Below are 24,119 nucleotides of genomic sequence, written 5' to 3'. Positions count from 1 at the left end.
CAAGGAGCCCCCGATGACCGGCATCGACTTCGACTGCCACGCCTGCGCGGCGACCCACCTCGGCGCCGACGGCACCAGGGACCGGCCCTGGCCGGTGCTGTCGTTCGCGGTCCCGGACCCCGTGCTCCGGCTCGCCCCGCACGAGCTCCGTGATGTCGAGATCACCGAGGACCTGTGCTTGATCGAGCGCCCCGAGGGGGCCGAGCAGTACGTGCGGGTGTCGATGCACGTGCCGATCCGCGACGACCCCGAGCGCCGCATGGAGTACGCGCCATGGGTGTCCCTGGCCGAGGACGACGTCCTCGACATCCTCGATCACCTCGGGGACGACGGCTACAGGACGTTCTACCCGGGCCGCCTCGCGAGCGCGCTGCCCGGCTACGAGACAGCGGGGCCCGTGCCGGTCCTCGTGCACTCCCGCGGGTACCTCCGCCCGTTGATCGGCCCCGATCCCACGAACGAGAACCCGATCGGGCGCGACCTCCTGGGCGGCATCACCCGGGAGGAGGCCGAGCTGCGCATCCGCGCCTTCCTGCTTCGGTGAGCCGCGGCGAAGGGGGAGGGGCGCTCAGGCCTCGTCGAAGGCCGATCCTTCGGGAGCCTGCGCCTCGGCCAGCAGCTCCCGGACCCGCGGGATCACCTCGGTGCCGTAGAGGCGGATCGACTCCATCAGCTGCTCATGCGGCATAGGGCCGTTGGCGTACTTGAGGTCGAAGCGGTCGATGCCGAGCGAGGTGATCGTCCGCGCGATCTTCTGCGCGACGGTCTCCGGGGAGCCGACGTACAGCGCGCCGTGATCCGCCTCCGCCTCGAACTCTCCGATCCCCGAGGGGCCCCAGCCGCGCTCGCGCCCGATCTCGTTGCGATTGTGGATCCAGTGCGGGGCGAGCTGCTCGCGCGCGGCGGCGTCGGTCGCGGCGACGTGCCCGGGGGAGTGGACGCCGACGGGACGGCGCTGCCCGCCGAGCTTCGCGGTCGCCTCGTGGAAGAGGTCGACATAGGGCGCGAAGCGCTGCGCGGGCCCGCCGATGATCGCGAGCATCAGCGGCAGTCCGTGGCGGGCGGTGCGGATGACCGAGTTCGGGCTCCCGCCGACGGCGACCCAGGTGGGCAGCTCCCGCTCCAGCGCGGGGTGCAGCGACTGCTCCTTCAGCGGCGCGCGGGTGGTGCCGGACCAGGTGATCGGCTCGCCGGCGAGCGCCGTCACCAGTAGGTCGAGCTTCTCCTCGAAGAGGGTCTCGTAGTCCTGCATCGCGAAGCCGAACAGCGGGAAGGACTCGGTGAAGGAGCCTCGGCCCACGGTGAGCTCGGCCCGGCCCTGCGAGAGCGCGTCGAGCGTGGAGAAGCGCTCGACCACCCGCAGCGGGTCGTCGGAGCTGAGCACGATCACGGCGGTCCCCAGCGTGATCCGTTCGGTGCGTTGCGCTAGCGAGGCGAGCACCATGTCCGGCGCGCTGACCGCGAAGTCGGGCCGGTGGTGCTCGCCGATCGAGAAGTGGTCGATGCCGACCTGATCGGCGAGCTCGCCCTGGGCGACGATGTCGCGGATCACCTGCGCCGGCGCGACGGGATCTCCCGCGCCGTCCACGGTGACGTCCCCGAAGGTGTCCAGGCCGAAGGTGATGGATCCAGGATCGATGCTCATCTGACTGCGCTCCCCGCTAGAATGATTGACGATTCAAGCATAGGGCAGTGCGGCGACCGGGTCCAGTCGGGGGCGGCGTCCGCCCGGACGGCGCCGGCCCCGACGGTGTCCGTCCCGACCGGTCACCGCTCCTCCCACCGCGGCTCCCGCTTCTCGGCGAAGGCCGCCGCGCCCTCGGCGGCATCCTCGCTCGAGAGCACGCGCTGCTGGGCCTCCCGGATCCGCCGCCACGCCGGCCGCCCCCAGCTGTCCTCGTGCACCGTCGAGTGCACGAGATCCTTCGTGGCCCGCACCGCGAGCGGCGCGTTCGCGGCGATCCGCTCCGCCAGCGCGAGCGCCTCCACGAGGACCGCACCGGGCGCGCTCACGGAGTTGACCAGCCCCCACTCCAGGGCCTCCTGCGGCGAGATCCGGTCCCCGGTCAGCAGCTTCTCGAGCGCGAGCTTGGGCGGCACCTGCTGCGGGAGGCGCATCGCCCCGCCCGCCACCGCGATCAGCCCGCGACGCACCTCGGGCAGCGCCAGATGCGCCGCCGAATCGATCAGCGCCTGGTCGCTCGCGAGCACCAGCTCCGCCCCGAGTCCGACCGCCGGACCGTTCACCGCCGCGATCACGGGCACGGAGACCAGATGCCCCGCGATCCCCGCGAAGCCCCGCTCGGGCCGGGTGCGGGAGTGGGCGCTCTCCCCGCGGGCGAAGGCCTTGAGGTCCATCCCGGCGCAGAACGCCCGGCCCGCCCCGGTCAGCACGATCACCCGCGTCGCCGGATCCGTCTCGGCCCCCGCGACCGCGTCGCCGAGCGCGGTGGCGAGGGCGTCGTCGACCGCGTTCAGCGCCTCTGGGCGGTGCAGCGTCAGCACACGGACATGCTCGTGCTGTGCGGTCAGCACCAGCTCCCCTCCGATCATCGCGGACCCATCCTGATCGCCCCGTCGAGACGGATCACCTCGCCGTTGAGCATCGGGTTCTCCACGATGTGCCGCACCAGCGCCGCGTACTCCGCGGGCCGGCCCAGCCGGCTCGGATGCGGGACCTGCGCCGCGAGGGAGTCGCGCACCTCCTCGGACAGCCCCGCCATCATTGGCGTCTCGAAGGTGCCCGGCGCGATCGCCATCACCCGGATCCTCGAGGCGGCGAGCTCCCGGGCGGCGGGCAGCGTGAGCGAGGCGACGGCGCCCTTGGAGGCCGCATAGGCCGTCTGCCCGATCTGCCCGTCGAAGGCGGCCACCGACGCCGTGTTCACGACGACCCCGCGCTCCTCGCCCAGCTGCGGCACCGACTGCATCGCCTCGGCGGCGACGCCCATCACCGTCACCGTGCCCAGCAGGTTCACGCGCACCACCTGCTCGAAGCCCGTCAGCGGCATCAGTCCGTCGCGACCCACCAGCCGCTTCGCCTGCACGATCCCGGCGCAGCTGACGACCACTCGCAGCGGACCGAGCGATACAGCGAGCTCCACGGCCTCCCGCACCTGCGCTTCGTCGGTCACGTCGGCCGCGACGAAGCGCGCCCCGCCGCCGAGCCGCTCGGCGACGACCTCGCCGTCTGAGCCCGGCAGGTCCACGAGCACCACGTGGGCGCCGGCCGCGGCCAGTGCCTCCCCGGTCGCGAGCCCCAGGCCCGAGGCGCCCCCGGTCACGAGTGCGACATTCCCTGCGACATCCATCGGTCTGCCGCCTTCCTCGCGCTCCGTCGCGCGATCGGTCCGTCTGCGCGCGAGCCTATCCCGCCGCCCCCGCTCCGGGCCGGGCGAGGCGAGCGCCTAGACTGGCGCGCATGCGCATCGCCCGATTCACCACCGGCGAAGACCCGATGTTCGGCATCGTCCAGGAGAAGGACGGCCAGGACATGGTCTACGGCATCACCGGTGATCCCCTGTACACAGAGATCCGCCCCACCGGGAAGATCCTCCCGCTCGAGGACGTGCGGCTGCTCGCCCCCGTCATCCCGCGCTCGAAGGTGGTGTGCGTCGGCCGGAACTACGCCGCCCACGCCGCCGAGCTCGGCAACGAGGTGCCCGACCAGGCCCTGTACTTCCTCAAGCCCAACACCGCCGTCGTCGGCCCCGGCGACCCCGTGGTCGTCCCCTCCTACAGCCAGGAGGTGAGCCTCGAGGCGGAGCTGGCCGTGGTCATCAAGCGGATGGCCAAGGACCTCGCGCCCGAGCAGGTCGCCGACCACGTGCTGGGATACACCTGCGCGAACGACCTCACAGCCCGGGACTCCCAGCGCGCCGAGGACCAGTGGTTCCGCGCCAAGGCCTTCGACACCTCCTGCCCGATCGGGCCCTGGATCGAGACCGATCTCGATCCTGCCGCAGGACTGGCGATCTCCTCCCGCGTCGACGACGAGACCGCCCAGTCCGGCTCCACGGCCGACATGGTGCGCGGCGTGCCCGAGCTGATCGCCGAGATCTCCTCCGTCGTGACCCTCCTGCCCGGCGACATCGTGCTCACCGGCACCCCCGCCGGCGTCCGCACCGTCGAGCCCGGCGCCCGGATCGACGTCGAGATCGAGGGGATCGGGACCCTGTCCAACCCCCTCGTGCGCCGCTGAGCCCGCCCCCGAACCTCCAGGGAGAACCCTTCGTGACCACCACCCCCGCCGCTGCCTCGACCCCCGACGAGGTCCGCGTCCGCTTCTGCCCCAGCCCCACCGGCACCCCGCACGTCGGCATGGTGCGCACCGCCCTGTTCAACTGGGCCCACGCCCGCCACCACGGCGGCAAGCTCGTCTTCCGCATCGAGGACACCGACGCCGCCCGCGACAGCGAGGAGTCCTACCACCAGCTGCTCGACGCCATGCGCTGGCTCGGCATCGACTGGGACGAGGGCGTCGAGGTCGGCGGCCCGGACGGCCCCTACCGCCAGTCCCAGCGCGGCGAGATCTACCAGGACGTGATCGCCAAGCTGAAGGAGTCCGGGCACATCTACGAGTCCTTCTCCACCGCGGAGGAGATCGCCGAGCGCCACCGCGCCGCCGGCCGCGACCCGCAGCTCGGCTACGACGGCCACGACCGCGACCTCACCGAGGAGCAGAAGGCCGCCTTCCGCGCCGAGGGCCGCGAGCCCACCTGGCGCCTGCGCATGCCGCAGGAGGACATCACCTTCACCGACATGGTGCGCGGCGAGATCACCTTCAAGGCCGGCTCCACGCCCGACTTCGTCGTCGTGCGCGCGAACGGCCAGCCGCTCTACACCCTGGTCAACCCCGTGGACGACGCCCTCATGCGCATCACCCATGTGCTGCGCGGCGAGGACATCCTCTCCTCCACCCCGCGCCAGATCGCGCTCTACCGGGCGCTGATCGAGATCGGCGTCGCCGAGCGCGTGCCGGAGTTCGGCCACCTCCCTTATGTGATGGGGGAGGGGAACAAGAAGCTCTCCAAGCGCGACCCGCAGGCGGACCTCTTCCTCTACCGGGAGCAGGGCTTCATCCCCGAGGGCATGGTCAACTACCTCGCCCTGCTCGGCTGGGGCTTCAGCGCCGACGAGGACATCTTCAGCCGCGAGCAGCTCGTCGAGCGCTTCGACGCCTCCGACGTGAACCCGAACCCGGCGCGCGTGGACCTCAAGAAGGCCACCGCCATCAACGCCGACCACATCCGCCTGCTCCCCGAGGACGTCTTCGTCGAGCGGCTCATCCCGTACCTGCAGTCCGGGGGAGTGCTCGGCGAGACCGTCACCGAGGAGCAGCGCGCCCTCGTCGTCGCCGCCGCGCCGCTGGTGCAGACCCGCATGAACCTCCTCGGCGAGGCGAGCGACCTGATGGGCTTCCTCTTCGTGGCCGACGAGGACCTCGTGATCCAGGACGACGCGACCAAGAAGCTCGGCGACGACCCCGTCGCGGTGCTCGACCGCGCGATCTTGGAGGTCGAGGCGATCGCGGAGGACGCGTTCACGGCCGCGGCGCTCGAGCCCGCCCTGCGCGGCGCGATCGTGGACGACATGGGCATCAAGCCCCGGCTCGCCTTCGGGCCGCTGCGCGCCGCGATCTCCGGCCGGCGCATCTCCCCGCCCCTGTTCGAGTCCATGGAGCTGCTGGGCCGCTCCTCGAGCCTCGTGCGCCTGCGCGCCCTGCGCGAGCGCCTCGCGACGGAGGCCTGAGCGGCAGGGCTGTGGGGCCCGGCAGGACAGCGTGCCGAGCCTCACAGCCCGAAAGGGCCCTCTCGCTTTGTGCTCCGCGGGAGAAGCCGGTAGAGTCTTCACTCGGTACGGCACGCAGAACAGCGCGGGAAGTCCACGGAAACCACCGGGGAACGGAACGTGAAGGGCTGCGGAAAGTGCTTCTCACCATGGGGTATGGTGTAATTGGCAACACAACGGTTTCTGGTACCGTCATTCTAGGTTCGAGTCCTGGTACCCCAGCGCTTCGCAGCGATCATCCGCTGCGCGGTCCGCGCCCCGTTCGTCTAGCGGCCTAGGACGTCGCCCTCTCACGGCGGTAACACCGGTTCAAATCCGGTACGGGGTACGAGGCGAGATCCACTGGATCTCGCACCCGCCCCGTTCGTCTAGCGGCCCAGGACGTCGCCCTCTCACGGCGGTAACACCGGTTCAAATCCGGTACGGGGTACGAGCAGGAGCCGGCACCACTGGTGCCGGCTCCTTCTGCATTCCGAGGTCCTGTCCGAGGTCCTGTCGGCGGCCGGCCCCGACAGAGTATCGTCGTGACATGGCGCACACAGAAGCTCCGAAGATCACGGTCGGCGTCTTCGACGCGGACGAGTCCGATCAGGCGGTCCGCTGGGCCGCACGCCATGCCGCCACCGTCGGCGGCGCCCTCCATCTCGTCCACGCCTTCGTGTGGACCGAGCTCGACGTCAACGTCGACCCGATCTCCGGGATGCCGGGCTCCGGCTTCCGCAGTGCGTCCGACACCCTGCTGCGCGAGGCCGCCGAGCTCGCGCGGGAGCGGGCCCCCGAGGTCGAGACCACCACCGAGGTGATCGACGGCAACTCCGTGCCGGTCCTGGTCCACGCCAGCCAGGGCTCGGACCTGCTGGTCCTCGGCGGGCGGGGGCTGGGCCGGCTGATGACCCTCATCGTCGGCTCCAAGAGTCTCGCCCTCGCCGCCCGCGCCCACTGCCCCGTCGTGGTGGTGCGGGGGAACATCGACGGCGACGGCCCCGTCGGTCTCGTGCACCACGAGACCTCGACCGAGGTGGTGGCCCGCGCCGCCGACCTCGCGGAGGCCTACGGACGCGACATCCATCTCGTGGTGCGACCGGGCACCTCGCCCGAGCAGGCCCAGGAGATCCTCGCCGCCACGGCGCAGCGGATCGCGCTCAGCCACCCCTCGGTCTTCGTGAAGGACGTGGCCGTGGCGACCTCCGACAACGCCAAGCAGCTGGTCGAGGCCAGCGAGAACGCGAGCGTCATGGTCGTGGCGGGGGAGCGGGACGAGGGCGGCTCCGGGAAGATCGCCGCGCCGCGCCAGCTCGTGAACGTGCTGCGCTACGCCAACACGCCCGTGTGGATCGAGCGGGAGTGAGGCGCGGGTGATCAGGCGCCGGCGCGGCGCAGCAGCTCGGTGAGATGGTTCGCCGAACTCATCACGGACGGGGCATGGAGCCGGCCCGGCTGACGGGTGATCCGCTCGATCGGCCCGGAGATGCTCAGCGCCGCGACCACGCGTCCGTTCGGCCCGCGCACCGGCGCGGAGACGGAGCCGACGCCCGGCTCGCGCTCACCGATCGACTGCGCCCAGCCGCGACGGCGCACCGCCGAGAGCTGGGTCGCGGTGAAGCGCGCCCCGAGCAGGCCCCGGTGGAGCCGGTCCGGCTCCTCCCAGGCCAGCAGGATCTGCGCGGCGGAGCCCGCCCGCATCGTCAGCGCCTCCCCGAGCGGGACCGAGTCGCGCAGGCCGATCGGCCGCTCGGCGGCGGCCACGCAGATGCGGTGGTCGCCCTGGCGGCGGTACAGCTGCGCGGACTCCCCGGTGTGGTCCCGCAGGGCCGCGAGCACGGGCCCGGCCGAGGCCAGCAGCCGGTCCTCGCCGGCGGCCGCGGCGAGCTCGCCGAGGCGCGGACCGAGGATGAAGCGGCCCTGCATGTCACGGGCCACCAGATGGTGGTACTCGAGCGCCACCGCGAGGCGGTGCGCGGTGGGGCGGGCCAGTCCCGTCGACTGCACGAGCTGGGCGAGGGTGGCAGGGCCGGCCTCGAGGGCGCCGAGCACGACGGCGGCCTTGTCGAGCACGCCGACGCCGCTTCCGTTCTCCTCCGGGGTGTTGTCCATGCTCCGATATTGCCGTCTTATTGAGTGAGACGCAAGTGCATCGGATCGTGGACCCGCCCACGATGAGTGCAGCGCCCGAGACCGGGCGCGACTGCGCATCAGCACGCATCCCCACGAAGGATGCAGGGAAGGATCGACATGGCGGGGACCCTCGCGGAGAAGGTGTGGGCGGATCACGTGGTCCGCCGCGGTGAGAACGGCGAGCCGGATCTGCTCTACATCGACCTCCAGCTCCTGCACGAGGTCACGAGCCCGCAGGCCTTCGACGGCCTGCGCCAGGAGGGGCGCGAGCCCCGCCGCATCGACCAGACCCTCGCGACCGAGGACCACAACACCCCCACGATCGACATCGACAAGCCGATCGCGGACATCACCTCGCGCACCCAGATCGACACGCTGCGCCGCAACGCCGAGGAGTTCGGCGTGCGCATCCACTCCCTCGGTGACAAGGATCAGGGCATCGTCCACGTCGTGGGACCGCAGCTGGGGCTGACCATGCCCGGCATCACCGTCGTGTGCGGCGACTCGCACACCTCCACCCACGGCGCCTTCGGCGCGCTGGCCTTCGGCATCGGCACCTCCGAGGTGGAGCACGTGCTGGCCACCCAGACCCTGCCGCTGACCCCCTTCAAGACCATGGCGGTCACCGTTACCGGCTCCCTGAAGCCGGGCGTCACCGCGAAGGACATCATCCTCGCCGTGATCGCGAAGATCGGCACCGGCGGCGGCGCGGGCTACGTGCTCGAGTACCGCGGCGAGGCGATCCGCGAGCTCTCCATGGAGGGCCGCATGACGATCTGCAACATGTCCATCGAGGCCGGTGCCCGCGCCGGCATGATCGCGCCCGACGAGACCACCTTCGAGTACGTCAAGGGCCGTCCCCACGCCCCGCAGGGGAAGGACTGGGACGAGGCCGTCGAGTACTGGAGGACGCTGCGCACCGACGACGACGCGACCTTCGACGCCGAGGTCGTCATCGACGCCGACGAGCTCGAGCCCTTCGTCACCTGGGGCACCAACCCCGGCCAGGGCCTGCCGCTGTCCGCCGCGGTCCCCGCCCCGGAGGACTTCGTCGACGAGACCGACCGCTACGCTGCCGAGCGGGCGCTGGAGTACATGGACCTGGTCCCCGGCACGGCGCTGAAGGACATCAAGGTCGACACCGTCTTCATGGGCTCGTGCACCAACGGCCGCATCGAGGACCTGCGCGCCTTCGCCTCCGTGCTCGAGGGCCGCACCAAGCACCCCGACGTGCGCGTCCTGGTCGTGCCGGGCTCCGCCCGCGTGCGCCTCCAGGCCGAGCAGGAGGGCCTGGACGAGGTGTTCCTCGACTTCGGCGCCGAGTGGCGCCAGGCCGGCTGCTCGATGTGCCTGGGCATGAACCCCGACCAGCTCGCCCCCGGCGAGCGGGCCGCCTCCACCTCCAACCGCAACTTCGAGGGCCGGCAGGGCAAGGGCGGGCGCACCCACCTCGTCTCGCCCGTCGTCGCCGCCGCCACCGCTGTGCGCGGCACCCTGTCCTCCCCGTCCGACCTGCTGACCCACGCCTGAGGAGCCCCGCCATGGAAGCCCTCACCACGCACACCGGCATCGGCGTCCCGCTGCGTCGCAGCAACGTCGACACCGACCAGATCATCCCCGCCGTCTACCTCAAGCGCGTCACCAAGACCGGCTTCGACGACGGCCTGTTCCACGCCTGGCGCACCAACGACCCCGAGTTCGTGCTGAACAAGCCCGCCTACGCGCAGGGCTCCGTGCTCGTGGCCGGCCCTGACTTCGGCACCGGCTCCTCCCGCGAGCACGCCGTGTGGGCGCTGCGCGACTACGGCTTCAAGGCGGTGCTCTCGACCCGCTTCGCGGAGATCTTCCGCGGCAACTCCGGCAAGCAGGGCCTGGTCGCCGGGATCCTCACGCAGGACGACATCGAGCAGCTGTGGAAGATCCTCGAGGAGAACCCCGGCGCCGAGGTGACCGTGGACCTCGAGAACCGTCAGGTCAGCGCGGGCGACTCGACGTTCCGCTTCGAGATCGACGACTACACCCGCTGGCGCCTGATGGAGGGCCTGGACGACATCGGCCTCACCCTCCGCCACGAGGAGGACATCACCGCCTTCGAGCAGAAGCGCCCCTCCTGGATGCCGAAGACGCTGCCGGCCCGCACCGCCGACACGCACTGAGGAACCACCTGCACCCTCGCGGCCTGCCCACCCCTCCCGTGGGGCGGGCAGGCCGCTCCGGTATGGTGAGCCGGTCAGATATGGGCGTGCTGACGTCCGTCCCTCCAGGCAAGGACACCATGAGCTCCACATTCCACGTGCGCGGCGGGCGCCCGCTCGACGGCGAGATCACCGTCCGCGGCGCCAAGAACCTGGTCTCCAAGGCGATGGTCGCCGCGCTGCTGGGCACCTCGCCGAGCGTGCTCCGCTCCGTCCCCGACATCTCCGACGTCCGGATCGTCTCGAACCTGCTGTCGATCCACGGCGTGAAGATCGAGCACGATGTCGCCGGCGGCGAGCTGCGCCTGGACCCCTCGAACGTCGAGCGGGCCCACGTGGCCGACATCGACGCCCACGCCGGCAGCTCCCGCATCCCGATCCTCTTCTGCGGCCCGCTGCTGCACCGCCTGGGCGAGGCGATCATCCCCGACCTCGGCGGCTGCCGCATCGGCGACCGGCCGATCAACTACCACCTCGACGTGCTGCGCAGCTTCGGCGCCCACGTCGACAAGCGCGAGATGGGCATCCACATCACCGCGCCGAACGGCCTGAAGGGCACGAAGATCCACCTCGAGTACCCGAGCGTCGGTGCAACCGAGCAGGTGCTGCTCACCGCGGTGCGCGCCCAGGGCGTCACCGAGCTGACGAACGCCGCGGTCGAGCCCGAGATCGAGGACCTCATCGCAGTGCTGCAGAAGATGGGCGCGATCATCTCCCTGCAGACCGACCGCACCATCACCATCGAGGGCGTCGACGAGCTCGGCGGCTATGAGCACGTCGCCCTCGCGGACCGGATCGAGGCGGGGTCCTGGGCCTGCGCGGCTCTGGTCACCAAGGGCTCGGTCTTCGTGCGCGGCGCGCAGCAGAAGCCGATGTCGACCTTCCTGAACATCTACCGCAAGGTCGGCGGCGGGATCGAGATCCGCGAGGACGGCATCCGCTTCTACCACCCCGGCACCCCGCTGAAGGCGATCGCGCTCGAGACCGACGTGCACCCCGGCTTCATGACCGACTGGCAGCAGCCGCTCGTGGTCGCCCTCACCCAGGCCGACGGCATCTCGATCCTCCACGAGACGGTCTACGAGAACCGTCTGGGCTTCACCCGTGCGCTGAACGACATGGGCGCCCGGATCCAGGTCTACCGCGAGTGCCTCGGCGGCTCCTCCTGCCGCTTCGGCCGCTCCAACTACAACCACTCCGCCGTCGTCTCGGGCCCGAGGGAGCTGCACGGCGCCGACATCACCGTGCCCGACCTGCGCGGCGGCTTCTCGTACCTCATCGCGGCGCTCGGTGCCGAGGGGGTCTCCACGATCCGCGGCATCGGCCTGATCGATCGCGGCTACGAGTCCTTCCGCGACAAGCTCACCGCCCTCGGGGCCGAGTACTGGGAGGGGGAGGAGTGAGCGAGGAGCGCGCGGAGCTCGGGACCGGGGGCACCCCGATCGCCGGCGCGGCCGGCTCCCTCGCCCTGCGGGACATCCCGATCCCGGACTACTGCGACGTCGTGATCGTCCCGACCGGCGGGGTCGAGGAGTCGGATCCGCGGGTGTGGGCCGAGGCGATCTTCGCCCACGAGAACACCCCGCTCGGCTCCCGCGGCCTGCGCGCCCTGCGCGACGAGGCGGTGCGGCTGTTCGACATGGTCCCGCCGCCGCAGAAGGAGTTCGTGGCCGACGAGGTGGTGGGCTCGGAGGCCCTCATCGTCGACGACGACGACAAGCTCGCCGTCCGCATCGGCGTGGCGCTCCTGCCTGGCGGGGACCTGCTGCAGGTGACCACGGCGGTGAAGTACAAGACCGTGCGGGGACGGCTCGCCTTCGCGCCGCGCCGCCTGATGCACGCCGCGGCCGTGAACACCCTCGCCCGTCGGGCGCCGACGACGCTCCGCCGCCGGGCTCTGACCGGCGACCGGCGTGCGGCCTCCCTCACCTCGCAGGTCTCCCGCCGCGCACTGGGCCGCGGCCCGTCCTCGAACCGCTGATGCCGCTCCTGCGCAGCTGGGACGTGGGCACCGCCCGCGAGCCCGCCCGTCGTGCCGGGCTCGTGATCGGCCTCGCGCAGCTCCCGCTGCGCCCCCTGGTCACGCTGCTCTCCCGCCCGCAGTGGCAGGGCGCCGAGAACTTCCCGGCCAGCGGCGCCGTGATCGCCTGCGGCAACCATCTCAGCGCCTTCGACCCCTTCGGCTACGGGCACCTCCTGCAGGCCTCCGGGATCGCGCCCCGCTTCCTGGCCAAGGAGTCGCTGTTCCGCGTGCCGCTGCTCGGCGCCCTGCTGCGCTCGGCCCGGCAGATCCCGGTGCTGCGCGGTACGAGCCGCTCCGGGGACGCCCTGGACGCCGCCCGGGAGGCGCTCGCCCGGGGCGAGCTGCTGATGGTCTTCCCCGAGGGCACCTACACCCGCGATCCGGAGCTCTGGCCGATGCAGGCCCGGCTCGGCGCGGCCCGCCTCGCCCTGTCCACCGGCGCGCCGCTGCTGCCGATCGCGACCTGGGGCGGTCGCGGGCTGTGGCCCGTCGGCTCCCCGCTCCCGCGCCCCGGCCGGGGTCGACGCGTGCGCATGCGCGTCGGCGCGCCCTTCACCGCAGCCGTCGGCCAGGGCGAGACGGAGCACGAGGCCGCCCTGCGCGTCACCGAGGAGCTGATGGCGCGCATCGCCGCGCTGCTCGGCGAGCTGCGCGGCCTCACCCCGCCCGCTCACCTCCACGACCCGCGCACGGACTCCCACCGCCCCGAGATCGGCCGCACCGATCCCGGCTTCCGCGCCCCGACGGAGCCGCGACGATGAGCGCGCCGCGCAGGGCCTCGCGCCTCACCGTCCTCGGCGCCGGCAGCTGGGGGACCACCTTCGCGCAGGTCCTCGCCGACGGCGGCGCCGAGGTGGCCCTCTGGGCGCGCCGCGAGGAGGTCGCCCGCGAGATCGGGACGCAGCACCGCAACAGCGCCTATCTCGGCGACCGCGAGCTCCCCGCGACCCTCCGCGCCACCGCCGATGTCGCCGCCGCGCTCGAGGGCGCCGACGGCGTCGTCGTCGCGATCCCCGCCCAGTCGATGCGCGCGACCCTCGCCCCCTGGCCCGCCCTCCCCGCCGTCCCGGTGCTCTCCCTCACCAAGGGCATCGAGCGCGGCACCGACGCCCGGATCAGCGAGATCCTCGCCCAGGCCGGGGGAGCGGACCCCTCGCTGGTCGGCGTGCTCTCCGGCCCGAACCTCTCCGGCGAGATCGCCGAGCGCCGCCCCTGCGCGAGCGTCGTCGCCGCCCCGGACGAGGCGCTCGCCGAGACCTTCGCCTCCTGGTGCTCCGCGCCCTACCTGCGCGCCTACACCTCGACCGACGTGGTCGGGGTCGAGGTCGCCGGCGCCGTGAAGAACGTCATCGCGATCGCCGTCGGCGCCGCGACGGGGCTCGGCCACGGCCACAACACCACCGCCTCCCTGATCACGCGGGGACTGGCGGAGATCACCCGTCTCGGCGTCGCGCTCGGCGGGCGCCGCGAGACCTTCCCGGGCCTCGCCGGCATGGGCGACCTCGTCGCGACCTGCTCCTCGCCGCTCAGCCGCAACCACCGCCTCGGCCTCGCGCTCGGCCGCGGGCTCGACGTCGCCGCGGCGGCGGCGGAGGTGGGCCAGACCGCCGAGGGCGTCGCCACCGCCCGCGCCGTCGCGGACATCGCCGCACGCCACGGCGTCGACATGCCGATCACCCGGTCGGTGGTCGCGGTCGTGGACCACGGCGCGAGGATCGACGAGGTCACCACGGCCCTGCTGTCACGCTCGGTCCGCCCGGAGTGATTACCCTCGACCCCATGAGCACCACCGTCGCCCTCCTGTTCGGCGGCCGCAGCGGCGAGCACGGCATCTCGTGCATCACCGCCGGCGGCATCCTCGCCGCGATCGACCGCACCCGCTTCGACGTCGTCGCGATCGGCATCACCCCCGAGGGCCGCTGGGTCCACGTCTCCGACGACCCCTCGGACTGGACGATGGTCGACGGCCGGGCGCCCGAGGTCGCCGCCGACGGCGACGAGGTGCTGCTGCCCTCCTCCCGCCACCGTCCGGGGGAGCGGACCGCGCTGCGCGTGCTGCGCGAGGGGCGCGTCGAGCCGCTCGCCGAGATCGACGTCGTCTGGCCGCTGCTGCACGGCCCCTACGGCGAGGACGGTACCGTCCAGGGCATGCTCGAGATGCTCGACATCCCCTACGTCGGCTCCGGCGTCCTCGCCTCGGCCACCGCGATGGACAAGGCCGCGACGAAGGTCGCGCTGCGCGCCGCCGGCATCGAGTGCGCCCCCGGCATCGTCGTGCACGAGGACCGCTGGGCCGACGGCGCCGGCCGCGTCCTCGCCCATCTCGAGCAGCATCATCCGCGTCCCTGGTTCGTCAAGCCGGCCCGTGCCGGCTCCAGCCTCGGAGTCAGCCGCGTCGAGGAGGCCGCGCAGCTGGAGCACGCGATGAAGACCGCCTTCCGCGAGGATCCCAAGGTCCTCATCGAGGAGGGCCTCGTCGGCCGCGAGATCGAGTGCGGCGTGCTCGCCGCGCGCGACGGCGGCGAGCCCCGCACCACGCTGCCCGGCGAGGTGAAGGTCGGCGCCGACCTCGACTTCTACGACTACGAGGCGAAGTACTTCGGCAAGGGCACCGTGAGCATCGACGTGCCCGCGGGCCTGCCCGACGGGGTGCTCGAGGAGGCCCGCGAGATCGCCCGCCGCGCCTTCGGGGCGCTCGGCCTCGAGGGCCTCGCCCGGGTCGACATGTTCGTCACCACCGATCACCGCGTGATCGTCAACGAGGTCAACACCATGCCGGGCTTCACCCCGTACTCGATGTTCCCGGTGCTGTGGGAGTCGATGGGGCTGAGCTACGCCGAGCTGATCGCGGATCTCGTGGACCAGGCCGCCTCGCGCCGCCTCGGCCAGCGCTGAGCCTCCACCGGCGCTGAGGCCGCTCAGCCCTCGTAGCCCTCGTCCCCGGGGCCGATGCAGCGGGCGGTCGCCTCGATGTTCCGGGTGATCACCTGGGTGAGGTCGAGCGCGGCGGCGGAGGGCTGGTCCGGTGCCGCCGAGCGCGGCACGGACACGTCGATCGCGGGCTCGCGGCCGTAGGTCGTGTACAGGAAGGTGTCGCCCTCGATCTCCTTGACGACCCAGTCGACCTCGATCTCGTTCTCGTCGGCGAGGGTGGTGCACTGGTCGGTGGTCGGGCCGGGCGGGGTCACGCCGCAGCGCATCACCACCGTGTCCTCCCCGCTGCCCCAGGCGGCGGTGCCCTGGCTCGAGGTCTCCACCCGGTCCATGCCGAGCACCTGCGGCGGGGCGGCGAGCACGATGTCGGCGCACACCGGGTCCGCGGCGGCCTCCCCGGCGGGCACCTGCACGGTGCCGCAGGCGGCGAGGCCGAGGGCGAGCAGCCCGGTGAGGGAGAGGGCGGCGGCACGTCGAGGAAGCACGTACCGAGGGTACCGGTGGGATCGGGGAGCCGGGGATCGGGCAGACTGGTGCGATGACCGCGCAGCCCCGCCCCGGCCTCTCCGAGGCCTCGATCCTCGCCGCCGTGCTCCCGCAGCTCCCCACGGGCGAGCAGGTCGAGGTCGGCCCGGGCGATGACGCCGCGGTGGTGCGGCTTCCCTCGGACCGTCTCGTGGTCACCACCGATGCGCTGGTCGAGGGGCACGACTTCCTGCCGGGCGCGACGCTCCCGCGCTGGATCGGCCGGAAGGCCGCGGTGCAGAACCTCGCCGACGTCGCCGCGATGGGTGCCCGTCCGCTCGCTCTCGTCGTCGCGTTCTCGGCCCCGGCCGGAACGGACCCGTCCGTCTTCGAGGAGCTCAGCGTCGGCCTCGCCGAGCGCGCCGCGGCCGACGGCGCGGTGATCGTCGGCGGCGACCTGGGCCGCGCCGACCGCCTCGCCCTCGCCGTCACCGCGATGGGTGCGATGGCGCCCGGCGACGCGCCCGTGCTGCGCTCCGGCGCCCGCCCCGGCGACGTGCTCACGATCGGCACGGAGCGCCTGGGCCGCTCTGCCGCGGGCCTCGCCCTGGTCCTCGGCGACCGGGTGCGCGTCGACCCCGACGGCGCGATCTCGCTCGACGGCATCCGGACCCCCGACGCCGCGGCGCTCGTGCGCCACCACGACGCCCCCGAGGTCGACCTGTCCCTCGGCTGGAGTGCCGGCCGCACCGCGCGGGCCATGATGGATCTCTCCGACGGGCTGGTCCGCGACGGCGGCCGCCTCGCCGCCGCCTCGCGGGTGCGGATCGACCTCGACCGCGCCGCCCTCGCCCCGGACGCCGAGGCCCTCGCCGCCCTCGCCGAGGAGCTCGGCGAGGACCCCTGGGCCTGGGTCCTCCACGGCGCCGAGGAGCACGCGATGCTCGCCGCCTTCGCCCCGGACGAGGTGCCGACCGGCTTCCGCCCCATCGGCCGGCTCCACGAGGCGGGGGACGGACCGGTCGTGACCCTCGACGGCACCCCGATCCCCGGCGAGGGCTTCGACCACTTCGCCTGAGCACGCCGCGCCCCGCCCGGACTAGGCTGGTCGGCGGCGCGACCGCGCCCGACCCGCACGCCACGGAGGAGCACCACCACCATGCCGATCACCGTCAAGGCCCTGCAGAAGACCGGCCCGGACCAGCCGTTCCGCGTCACCACGATCGAGCGCCGCGACCCCCGCCCGGACGATGTGGTCATCGACATCGAGGCCGCCGGCATCTGCCACAGCGACATCCACACCATCCGCAACGAGTGGGGCGAGGCGCACTTCCCGCTCACCGTCGGCCACGAGATCGCCGGCACCGTCTCCGCCGTCGGCAGCGACGTCACCGACTGGAAGGTCGGCGACCGCGTGGGTGTGGGCTGCCTCGTGAACTCGTGCGGGACCTGCGAGGAGTGCCTCGCCGACCAGGAGCAGAACTGCCTGACCGGCAACGTCGGCACCTACAACGCGACCGACGTCGACGGCACGATCACCCAGGGCGGCTACGCGGAGAAGGTCGTCGTCAACGAGCGCTTCGTGCTGAGGATCCCGGACGAGATCCCCTTCGACCAGGCCGCCCCGCTGCTGTGCGCCGGCATCACCACCTACTCCCCGCTGCGCCGCTGGGGCGCCGGTGAGCAGGTCTCCGGCCGCGCCAAGCGCGTGGCCGTCCTCGGCCTCGGCGGGCTCGGCCACATGGGCGTGCAGATCGCCGCCGCCATGGGCGCCGAGGTCACCGTCCTCACCCGCACCCTGCGCAAGAAGGAGGACGCCCTCGCCCTCGGTGCGACGCGCGTCCTCGCCACCTCCGACGAGGACTTCTTCCGCGACCACCGCGGCGGGTTCGACCTGATCCTCAACACGATCAGCGCCGACATCCCCGTGGACCGCTACCTGCGCCTGCTCGCCCCTCGCGGCGTCATGGCCGTCGTCGGCCTCCCGCCGGAGAAGCAGGCGCTGAGCTTCGGCTCCCTGATCGGCGGCGCCAAGGTGCTCGCCGGCTCCAACATCGGCGGCATCGCCGAGACCCAGGAGATGCTCGACTTCTGCGCCGAGCACGGCATCGCCGCGAAGATCGAGACGATCTCGGTCGACGAGGCCGACGCGACCTACGAGCGCGTGGTCGCCGGCGACGTCCGCTTCCGCGCCGTCATCGACACCGCCACCTTCGCGGGCGCCGCGGCGGAGTGACGGTCAGGGCGGCGGTCCGCCTCGCCCCCGAGACGGATCGCCGCCCCGACCCGCGGTACAGCGCCGGTGGGCGATATCGCTCAATACAGCGATAAACATTTGAGAGCGACGGCGGGTGCGCCCGCGTTCGACACCTCCGAGGGAGCCCGCACGGCCCCCTTCCGCCGTCTCCCACCGCGCTCTCGCCCGCGACCCACCCCGTACGGTCCGGAGCCTCCCCCGGACGCACGAGAGCCCCCACCCGATCGGGTGGGGGCTCTCGTGGAATTGAGTCCTTGCGGTCTCGCTCAGGCACCGAGCGTGCTGACCTTGCCTGCCTTGAGGCAGGAGGTGCACACGTTCACGCGCTTGCTGGTGCCGTTGATCACAGTGCGGACCGACTGGATGTTCGGGTTCCAGCGACGCGAGGTGCGGCGGTGCGAGTGGGACACGGCCTTGCCGAAGCGCGGGCTCTTGGCGCAGATGTCACACGTGGAAGCAGCCACTGTCGTCTCCTGGTACGTCGATGTTCTGATCGCGGTGCCCGCTCCAGCCCCCGCGCCGGAACGGCGGGGTCGGTGACCTGGGTGAGCACGGAGGTGCGAGCCCCCGGCGGTCAGGGCAACCACGGAATCATAGCCCAGATGCCCCGACGCCTGAAGGGGAGAGGCTGTCCACAGTGCTGTGGAGTCCCTCACGATGTCGCAGGGCAATGGCACGATGGGCACCGCACCAGCACTCTACCGGGACGGAAGGGACGCCACGATGGCCAGGAGGACCAGCCCCACGCGCGGCTCGATGCCGCTGCCGGAGCTGCTGGTCTCCAAGGAGTCCAAGGCGATGGCCTCCTTCGGCGTGCGCGATCTCGACGCCATGCTCCGCTTCGTCCCGCGCCGCTACGTCGAGCCCGCCCCGCTGCGTGCTCTGCGCGAGATCTCCGAGGGGCAGGAGGTCAGCGCCATCGTGCAGGTCGAGTCGTTCCGTTCGCGGCAGATGAGGTCCCGCTACGGCTTCATCGTCGAGGCCACCGTCTCCGACGGCTCCGACGAGCTGCCGCTGACCTTCTTCCTGCCGAAGCAGCACCACGTCGAGTGGTACGCGAAGCGCCTCCCCGTCGGCGCCACCATCGGTGTGCACGGCGCGGTGGGCCGGGACGACTACCGCGGCGGCCTCCAGCTCACCCATCCCGACTTCGAGCCTGTCGAGGACACCGAGGAGGGCCGCGCCTGGGCGCAGCGCCCCCGCCCCGTCTACCCCCTGAAGCAGAACATCTCGCTCGCGACGATGCGCTCCGCGATGGAGAAGGGCCTCGAGTTCGCCGGCTCCGCGACCAGCGCCGTCCCCGCACAGATCCTGCGCCGGCGGGGCCTGCCCGACCTCGCCGAGGCCGCCCGTCTCGTCCACACCCCGCTGACCATGGACGACACCCTCCGCGGCATGGCTCACCTCCGCTTCGAGGAGGCCTTCGTCCTCCAGGCGATCTTCGCCCAGCGCCGCGCCCAGGACGAGCGCACGCCCGCCCCGCAGCTGCGCGCCGAGGGCCCGCTCCAGCAGCTCTTCGACGAGCGTCTGCCGTTCTCCCTCACCGACGGCCAGCGCGAGATCGGCGACCTGCTCGCCGAGCGCATCGGCAACGGCCACCCCACCAGCGCCCTCCTCCAGGGCGACGTCGGCTCCGGCAAGACCGTCATCGCCCTGCGCGCCATGCTCCGCGCCGTGGACTCCGGCCACCAGGCCGTGATGCTCGCCCCCACCGAGGTCCTCGCCGAGCAGCACCACCGCACCGTGCTCGAGCTCCTCGGCGAGCTCGGCCGCACCGGCCAGCTCGACGGTGCGCCTGAGGCGACCCGGGTGCGCCTGCTCACCGGCTCCCAGCGGACCTCCGCCCGCCGCGAGACCCTGCTCGACGTGACCTCCGGCCAGGCCGGGATCGTGGTCGGCACCCACGCCCTGCTCACCGAGGGCGTCGAGTTCGCCTCCCTCGGCCTCGTCGTCATCGACGAGCAGCACCGCTTCGGCGTCGACCACCGTCGGCGGCTGCGCGCCAAGGGCCCGCAGGGCATGAGCCCCCACGTCGTGGTCATGACCGCGACCCCGATCCCGCGCACCGCGGCGCTCGCGACCGTCGGCGACCTCGACGTGCTCACCCTCGCCGAGAGCCCCGGCCGCCGCGCCGGCGTCGAGAGCTTCGTGGTCCACGAGAAGCTCCCCGCCTGGGAGCAGCGCATGTGGCAGCGCGCCGGCGAGGAGATCCGCGCGGGCCGACAGGTCTTCGTCGTCTGCGCCCGGATCGACGAGGCCGAGGCCGACGACACCCCCGCGCAGCCCGTCCTCGACGAGAACGGCAAGGAGAAGTCCCCCGCCCTCGACCCCGCCCGCGGCGTCGTCCAGACCGCCGAGCGCCTCGCCTCCCGCCCCGAGCTCGCGGGCGCCCGCATCGGCGTGCTCCACGGCCGGCTCAGCGGTGAGGAGAAGCAGCAGGTCATGGAGCAGATGGTGCACGGCGAGCTCGACCTGCTCGTCTCCACCACCGTGATCGAGGTCGGGGTCGACATCCCCAACGCCTCGGTGATGATCGTGCTGGACGCGGAGCGCTTCGGCGTCTCACAGCTCCACCAGCTGCGCGGCCGGGTGGGCCGCGGCGAGCATCCCGGCCTCGCCTTCTTCGACACCAGCGCGGTCGTGGACGAGGTGCACTCGCGGCACCTGCGCGCGATCGCCGATGCGCCCGACGGCTTCGCCCTGGCCGAGCTCGACCTGCGCCGACGCGGCGCCGGCGACCTGGTGGGGGAGGAGCAGTCGGGCCTGCAGCGCACCCTGAAGCACCTGGACGTGCTGCGCGACGCCCGCTGGATCGAGGCCGCCCGCGAGGACGCCTTCTCCCTCGTCGCCGAGGACCCCGAGCTCGACGGCCACCCCGAACTGGCCGCCGCCGTCGCCGCGCGACTGCGCGATGCCGACCCCGACGTGGAGAGGAGCTGACATGCCGCGGATCATCTCCGGCGCTCTCGGAGGTCGCACCATCCCCGGCCCGCCCGGGAAGGGCACCCGCCCCACCTCGGACCGCGTGCGCGAGGCCCTGTTCAGCCGCCTCGACGGCTGGGGCGCGCTCGCGGGTGCCCGCGTGCTCGACCTGTATGCGGGCACCGGCGCGCTCGCCCTCGAGTCCCTCTCCCGCGGCGCCGCCCATGCGGTCCTCGTCGAGGTCCACGGGCCGACGGCCCGCCAGCTGCGCCGCACCGCCGCGGACCTCGGGCTCTCCGACCGGGTCGACGTGCGCGCCGGGAAGGCCGCCACGGTCGCCGCAGGCCTCGCAGGCCACGGTGCGACCCTCGTCTTCCTCGACCCGCCCTACGACGTCTCCACCGACGAGCTCGAGCAGCTCCTCGTGACGCTCCGCCCCGCGCTCACCGACGACGCCCTGGTCGTCCTCGAGCGCTCCTCCCGCAGTCGCCCCGTCGACTGGCCCGACGGCTGGGCCGACGACGGCACGAAGTCCTACGGCGAGACCGTGCTGCAGTTCGGAGGGCCGCTGGTCGAGGACGAGCCCGCGGCGGACGGCGCTCCCGCCGCGGACTGACCGCCGCCCCGTCGGGATCGCGACGCTCGCGTCTCCCGCGGCCCCGCATCATGCCCGCAGTCGCCTCGGCTCTCGTCGGCCGCGCCTCGAGGCGCACATGCACTCCGTCCACATCGATCTGCCCGCAATTCTCGGTCCGGCAGAGCTCCATCCACAATTCAGGACCACGCCTTGCGTTCGTCGCGCATTTGTGTATTCCGACGACGGTCAACAATGTTCCTGGTGGGGCGTGTGAGATGTCGTGAGGCTGGCTCCTGGTTGTGCGCCTGGCGTTCGCGCGTCACGCACGATGAGCCGCGACCTGTGCAGGTGACCCACGAGTATCCACACAATGTGGAATGGCTGTGCATTTCCGCGCAATGTTTCCTCCCCACGTCCCGGTTATCCACAAATTCGGGCGAGATGGCGGCGCCTCTGGAGAATGCCGGATATCAGTCGTAGAATGAGGAGCACGGAGCGGTCGACGAAGAACGCTCATCAAGACGCGGGGGGAGGAAGAGCGATGGGAGACGAGCCACGCCTCGATGTGCCGCCGCGACCCGCATCTGCCCGCCCCGACGACCCTGTTGCCTCCGTCCCCGCCGCCTCCGTCCGCCCCGACGACCCTGTTGCCTCCATCCCTGCCGCCTCCGTCCGTCCGGGCGAGCCGCCGCGTCGCCCCGTGCGGGCCCGCCGGCCCCTCACCCCGCAGTCCCTCGTCGAGCGCGCCGACGTCGCACCCCGCACCGCCGAGGCGGAGACGGTGCTGCGCATCTACCGCCGGCGGCGCGAGCAGCAGGCCGCCTTCTACGTCGCCGAGATGCAGGACCTCGCCTCCCTCTGGACCGAGGAGGACGAGGGCGACGAGAAGGCCCTGCACGCACTCACCGCCGCGGTCGGACTGCGCACGAAGCTCGGCCGGGGCGAGAACCGCCTGCGCGACGCGCACGTCGCCGTCACCGACCTGCCCGCCTGCTTCGCCCGCGTCGGCGCCGGGGAGCTGCCGGTGGATTGGTTCGAGTGGCTGCTGCGCAGCGTGCTGCGGTTGACCTCCCACCAGCGCCGCCAGGTCGACGAACGCGTCGCCGCCTGGCAGCTCGACGCGATCGACGTCGAGCGCTTCTACCGCGAGCTGCGCCTGCTCATCGACTGGTACGGCCGCGCCGCCGTGCAGGAGACGCCCCGCGAGCAGCGCGCCGTCCACCTCACCCCCTCCCCGGACGGCGACGGTACCGGCTGCCTCACCGTCGTCGGCCCGATCCCCGAGCTCCTCGCGCTCGGCCGCCGTCTCGACTCCGCCGCCCGCGCCGTCCAGGACGCCCAGCGCCAGGCGCTCGAGACCGGAGCACCGATCCCCTTCGACCTCGACGGCGACGTCGCCCGCGAGGGCCGGCCCATGCCGCTTCCCGCGCTGCGCTACGCGGTGATGACACGCTCCCCGCTAGCGACCGGCGGCGTCGAGGTGCCCGAGCCCGCCTTCCGGATCTCCGTCGTCGTGCCGATCCTGACCCTGCTGGGCCGCTCGCACGCGCCCGCGACGCTCGACGGCACCATCCCGATCCCCGCGCGCATGGCCCGCGAGCTCGCCGCGAAGGCGCCGGCCTTCGAACGCGTCCTCGCCGACCCGGCCAGGGGCGGCTACGCCCCCGCCGCCTCGAGGACCTACCGGGTCAGCCGCGCGATGGCCGAGAACCTGCGCCTCATCGACCCCGTCTGCGCCGTCCCCGGCTGCGACTGCAACGTCATGACCGTCGGCGAGAGCGACCACATCGAGGAGTTCGACCTCGAGCACCCCGCCCGCGGCGGCCCCACCACGATCGAGAACCTGCACCGCCTCTGCCGCCGCCACCACCGCATGAAGACCGCGGGCCTCCTCGACCCGGTCCGGGACGAGACCACGGGCGTGACCCGGTGGAGGATCGGCGAGCTCGCCGTCTGCGACTCCCGGCCCGACGGCGACCTCGTCACCCGCGAGCTCGGCCAGCATCTCCGCCGCGCCTGGGAGCAGTACGAGGCCGATCTCGAGTTCGAGGCGATCCTGCACAGCGGCGCTCTCGACGAATCGCCGCAGGAGCGTCTCGACGCGATCGAGGAGCAGCGCTGGGGCGAGCATCTCCTGGAGTACTGGTCCCGACCTGATACCGGCGGCGGAGTCGACCCCGCCCGCTCCGGCGCCCCCGACGACCCCGGCCCGCCCGGCCTCGATCCCCGCGACGGCTGCGGCCCGCCGCCCTTCTGAGCCCGCGTACCCTGGCGCGATGACCCGCACCCTCGACGAGCTCGACTGGCCGCTGCGCACCGACCTGCTCACCCTCCGCCGCGGCCGGAGCGAGGACGCCGAGGCGGTGTGGCCCTGGTACCGCCTGCCCGAGGTGCAGGAGTGGACCACCACCCTCAGCCCCACCCTCGCCGACCATCAGGAGTGGTGGGACCGCACCCTCGACACCTGCGTCGTCGGCCTCCTGGACGGCCGGATCGTCGCCGCCGGGAAGATCGAGCGGCAGGACGCCTGGTCCCAGGCCGACATGCGCGAGCAGGCCGCCGGCCAGCAGGCCGAGATCGGCTGGGTGCTCGACCCGGCCGTGCAGGGCCGCGGACTCGGCACCGCCTTCGCCGCCGCGCTGCGCGACATCGCCGTGGACGGGCTCGGCGTGCGCCGCGTCGAGGCATCCTGCTTCGCCGAGAACCTCGCCTCCCGCCGCGTCATGGAGAAGATCGGCATGCGCCTCGAGGGAACCTTCCGCGAGGAGTCCCTCCACCGCAGCGGACGCTGGCTCGACGGGATGAGCTACGCCCAGCTCGCGAGCGAGGAGCGCTGACCGC

The 24,119-nt window shown here is 72.7% G+C and carries 23 protein-coding genes and 3 tRNA genes; 20 read left to right on the top strand and 6 right to left on the bottom strand.

Annotation, left to right across the window (positions count from 1 at the left end):
• Window positions 1–13 precede the first annotated feature (13 nt).
• A complete protein-coding gene (locus tag Y09_RS17465; RefSeq protein ID WP_053916791.1) occupies window positions 14–544 on the top strand; it encodes a DUF2199 domain-containing protein in 531 nt (176 codons plus the stop codon).
• Between the two features lie 24 nt (window positions 545–568).
• Here the strand turns inward: Y09_RS17465 and Y09_RS05845 are convergent, their stop codons facing one another.
• The 3 genes from Y09_RS05845 to Y09_RS05835 all read right to left on the bottom strand — a co-directional run bounded on the left by Y09_RS05845 (window position 569) and on the right by Y09_RS05835 (window position 3,311).
• Window positions 569–1,645, bottom strand: a complete 1,077-nt coding sequence (locus Y09_RS05845; RefSeq protein ID WP_053916789.1) for an LLM class flavin-dependent oxidoreductase — start codon at window positions 1,643–1,645, stop codon at window positions 569–571.
• Window positions 1,646–1,767: 122 nt separating this feature from the next.
• A complete protein-coding gene (locus tag Y09_RS05840) occupies window positions 1,768–2,553 on the bottom strand; it encodes an enoyl-CoA hydratase-related protein (protein WP_053916786.1) in 786 nt (261 codons plus the stop codon).
• The gene (locus tag Y09_RS05835) at window positions 2,550–3,311 is read right to left on the bottom strand and encodes an SDR family NAD(P)-dependent oxidoreductase (RefSeq protein ID WP_053916785.1); all 762 of its coding nucleotides are present in this window, start codon (window positions 3,309–3,311) and stop codon (window positions 2,550–2,552) included. The genes Y09_RS05840 and Y09_RS05835 overlap by 4 nt, the downstream gene beginning before the upstream one ends.
• A 110-nt stretch (window positions 3,312–3,421) precedes the next feature.
• Here Y09_RS05835 and Y09_RS05830 point away from each other — a divergent pair, with 110 nt between their 5' ends.
• The 6 genes from Y09_RS05830 to Y09_RS05805 all read left to right on the top strand — a co-directional run bounded on the left by Y09_RS05830 (window position 3,422) and on the right by Y09_RS05805 (window position 7,138).
• Entirely contained in the window at window positions 3,422–4,201 is a 780-nt protein-coding gene (locus tag Y09_RS05830) for a fumarylacetoacetate hydrolase family protein (protein WP_053916783.1), read from the top strand.
• A gap of 32 nt (window positions 4,202–4,233) precedes the next feature.
• Complete coding sequence (gene gltX, locus Y09_RS05825; RefSeq protein WP_053916781.1) at window positions 4,234–5,751, top strand: glutamate--tRNA ligase; 1,518 nt, start codon at window positions 4,234–4,236, stop codon at window positions 5,749–5,751.
• Between the two features lie 189 nt (window positions 5,752–5,940).
• A tRNA-Gln gene (locus tag Y09_RS05820) sits at window positions 5,941–6,012 on the top strand.
• Between the two features lie 33 nt (window positions 6,013–6,045).
• Window positions 6,046–6,118, top strand: a tRNA-Glu gene (locus Y09_RS05815).
• A gap of 29 nt (window positions 6,119–6,147) precedes the next feature.
• A tRNA-Glu gene (locus tag Y09_RS05810) sits at window positions 6,148–6,220 on the top strand.
• A gap of 99 nt (window positions 6,221–6,319) precedes the next feature.
• A complete protein-coding gene (locus tag Y09_RS05805; protein ID WP_053916779.1) occupies window positions 6,320–7,138 on the top strand; it encodes a universal stress protein in 819 nt (272 codons plus the stop codon).
• Between the two features lie 11 nt (window positions 7,139–7,149).
• On the opposite strand, the gene Y09_RS05800 is transcribed toward Y09_RS05805, so the two are convergent.
• Window positions 7,150–7,884: an IclR family transcriptional regulator gene (locus tag Y09_RS05800; protein ID WP_053916777.1), complete on the bottom strand. Its 735-nt coding sequence runs from the start codon at window positions 7,882–7,884 to the stop codon at window positions 7,150–7,152.
• A gap of 138 nt (window positions 7,885–8,022) precedes the next feature.
• Between Y09_RS05800 and leuC the strand changes: the two genes are divergently transcribed.
• The 7 genes from leuC to Y09_RS05765 all read left to right on the top strand — a co-directional run bounded on the left by leuC (window position 8,023) and on the right by Y09_RS05765 (window position 15,018).
• Complete coding sequence (gene leuC, locus Y09_RS05795) at window positions 8,023–9,435, top strand: 3-isopropylmalate dehydratase large subunit (RefSeq protein WP_053916775.1); 1,413 nt, start codon at window positions 8,023–8,025, stop codon at window positions 9,433–9,435.
• An 11-nt stretch (window positions 9,436–9,446) separates the two neighbouring features.
• Window positions 9,447–10,061: a 3-isopropylmalate dehydratase small subunit gene (gene leuD, locus Y09_RS05790; protein WP_053916773.1), complete on the top strand. Its 615-nt coding sequence runs from the start codon at window positions 9,447–9,449 to the stop codon at window positions 10,059–10,061.
• A gap of 119 nt (window positions 10,062–10,180) precedes the next feature.
• On the top strand, window positions 10,181–11,503 hold the full coding sequence (gene murA / locus Y09_RS05785; RefSeq protein ID WP_053916771.1) for a UDP-N-acetylglucosamine 1-carboxyvinyltransferase: 1,323 nt from the start codon (window positions 10,181–10,183) through the stop codon (window positions 11,501–11,503).
• Complete coding sequence (locus Y09_RS05780) at window positions 11,500–12,081, top strand: hypothetical protein (RefSeq protein WP_053916769.1); 582 nt, start codon at window positions 11,500–11,502, stop codon at window positions 12,079–12,081. The genes murA and Y09_RS05780 overlap by 4 nt, the downstream gene beginning before the upstream one ends.
• Window positions 12,081–12,884: a 1-acyl-sn-glycerol-3-phosphate acyltransferase gene (locus Y09_RS05775; protein WP_053916767.1), complete on the top strand. Its 804-nt coding sequence runs from the start codon at window positions 12,081–12,083 to the stop codon at window positions 12,882–12,884. Before Y09_RS05780 ends, Y09_RS05775 begins: the two co-directional genes overlap by 1 nt.
• On the top strand, window positions 12,881–13,888 hold the full coding sequence (locus Y09_RS05770; RefSeq protein WP_053916765.1) for an NAD(P)H-dependent glycerol-3-phosphate dehydrogenase: 1,008 nt from the start codon (window positions 12,881–12,883) through the stop codon (window positions 13,886–13,888). Before Y09_RS05775 ends, Y09_RS05770 begins: the two co-directional genes overlap by 4 nt.
• Window positions 13,889–13,902: 14 nt before the next feature.
• On the top strand, window positions 13,903–15,018 hold the full coding sequence (locus tag Y09_RS05765) for a D-alanine--D-alanine ligase family protein (protein ID WP_053916763.1): 1,116 nt from the start codon (window positions 13,903–13,905) through the stop codon (window positions 15,016–15,018).
• 23 nt (window positions 15,019–15,041) lie between these two features.
• On the opposite strand, the gene Y09_RS05760 is transcribed toward Y09_RS05765, so the two are convergent.
• The gene (locus tag Y09_RS05760) at window positions 15,042–15,542 is read right to left on the bottom strand and encodes a DUF3515 family protein (protein WP_010552245.1); all 501 of its coding nucleotides are present in this window, start codon (window positions 15,540–15,542) and stop codon (window positions 15,042–15,044) included.
• Between the two features lie 53 nt (window positions 15,543–15,595).
• Here Y09_RS05760 and thiL point away from each other — a divergent pair, with 53 nt between their 5' ends.
• A complete protein-coding gene (gene thiL, locus Y09_RS05755; RefSeq protein WP_053916761.1) occupies window positions 15,596–16,600 on the top strand; it encodes a thiamine-phosphate kinase in 1,005 nt (334 codons plus the stop codon).
• A gap of 81 nt (window positions 16,601–16,681) precedes the next feature.
• A complete protein-coding gene (locus tag Y09_RS05750; RefSeq protein ID WP_053916759.1) occupies window positions 16,682–17,758 on the top strand; it encodes an NAD(P)-dependent alcohol dehydrogenase in 1,077 nt (358 codons plus the stop codon).
• A gap of 287 nt (window positions 17,759–18,045) precedes the next feature.
• On the opposite strand, the gene rpmB is transcribed toward Y09_RS05750, so the two are convergent.
• A complete protein-coding gene (gene rpmB, locus Y09_RS16790) occupies window positions 18,046–18,243 on the bottom strand; it encodes a 50S ribosomal protein L28 (RefSeq protein WP_082358657.1) in 198 nt (65 codons plus the stop codon).
• A 193-nt stretch (window positions 18,244–18,436) separates the two neighbouring features.
• Here rpmB and Y09_RS05740 point away from each other — a divergent pair, with 193 nt between their 5' ends.
• The 4 genes from Y09_RS05740 to Y09_RS05725 all read left to right on the top strand — a co-directional run bounded on the left by Y09_RS05740 (window position 18,437) and on the right by Y09_RS05725 (window position 24,115).
• Window positions 18,437–20,719, top strand: coding sequence for an ATP-dependent DNA helicase RecG (locus Y09_RS05740; protein WP_234695648.1), 2,283 nt, complete (start codon window positions 18,437–18,439; stop codon window positions 20,717–20,719).
• A 1-nt stretch (window position 20,720) separates the two neighbouring features.
• Window positions 20,721–21,317 (top strand): 16S rRNA (guanine(966)-N(2))-methyltransferase RsmD, encoded by a 597-nt coding sequence (gene rsmD / locus Y09_RS05735; RefSeq protein ID WP_053916755.1) that lies wholly within the window; start codon window positions 20,721–20,723, stop codon window positions 21,315–21,317.
• A 661-nt stretch (window positions 21,318–21,978) separates the two neighbouring features.
• A complete protein-coding gene (locus Y09_RS05730; RefSeq protein WP_053916886.1) occupies window positions 21,979–23,535 on the top strand; it encodes an HNH endonuclease signature motif containing protein in 1,557 nt (518 codons plus the stop codon).
• A 19-nt stretch (window positions 23,536–23,554) separates the two neighbouring features.
• Window positions 23,555–24,115, top strand: coding sequence for a GNAT family N-acetyltransferase (locus Y09_RS05725; protein WP_053916753.1), 561 nt, complete (start codon window positions 23,555–23,557; stop codon window positions 24,113–24,115).
• Window positions 24,116–24,119 lie beyond the last annotated feature (4 nt).

The sequence above is a fragment of the Brachybacterium sp. SW0106-09 genome (genome assembly GCF_001293905.1).
Classification (GTDB): Bacteria; Actinomycetota; Actinomycetes; order Actinomycetales; family Dermabacteraceae; genus Brachybacterium; species Brachybacterium conglomeratum.
Note: the sequence above shows the minus strand (reverse complement) of the source record. Positions and strands in the feature narration are given on the sequence as shown.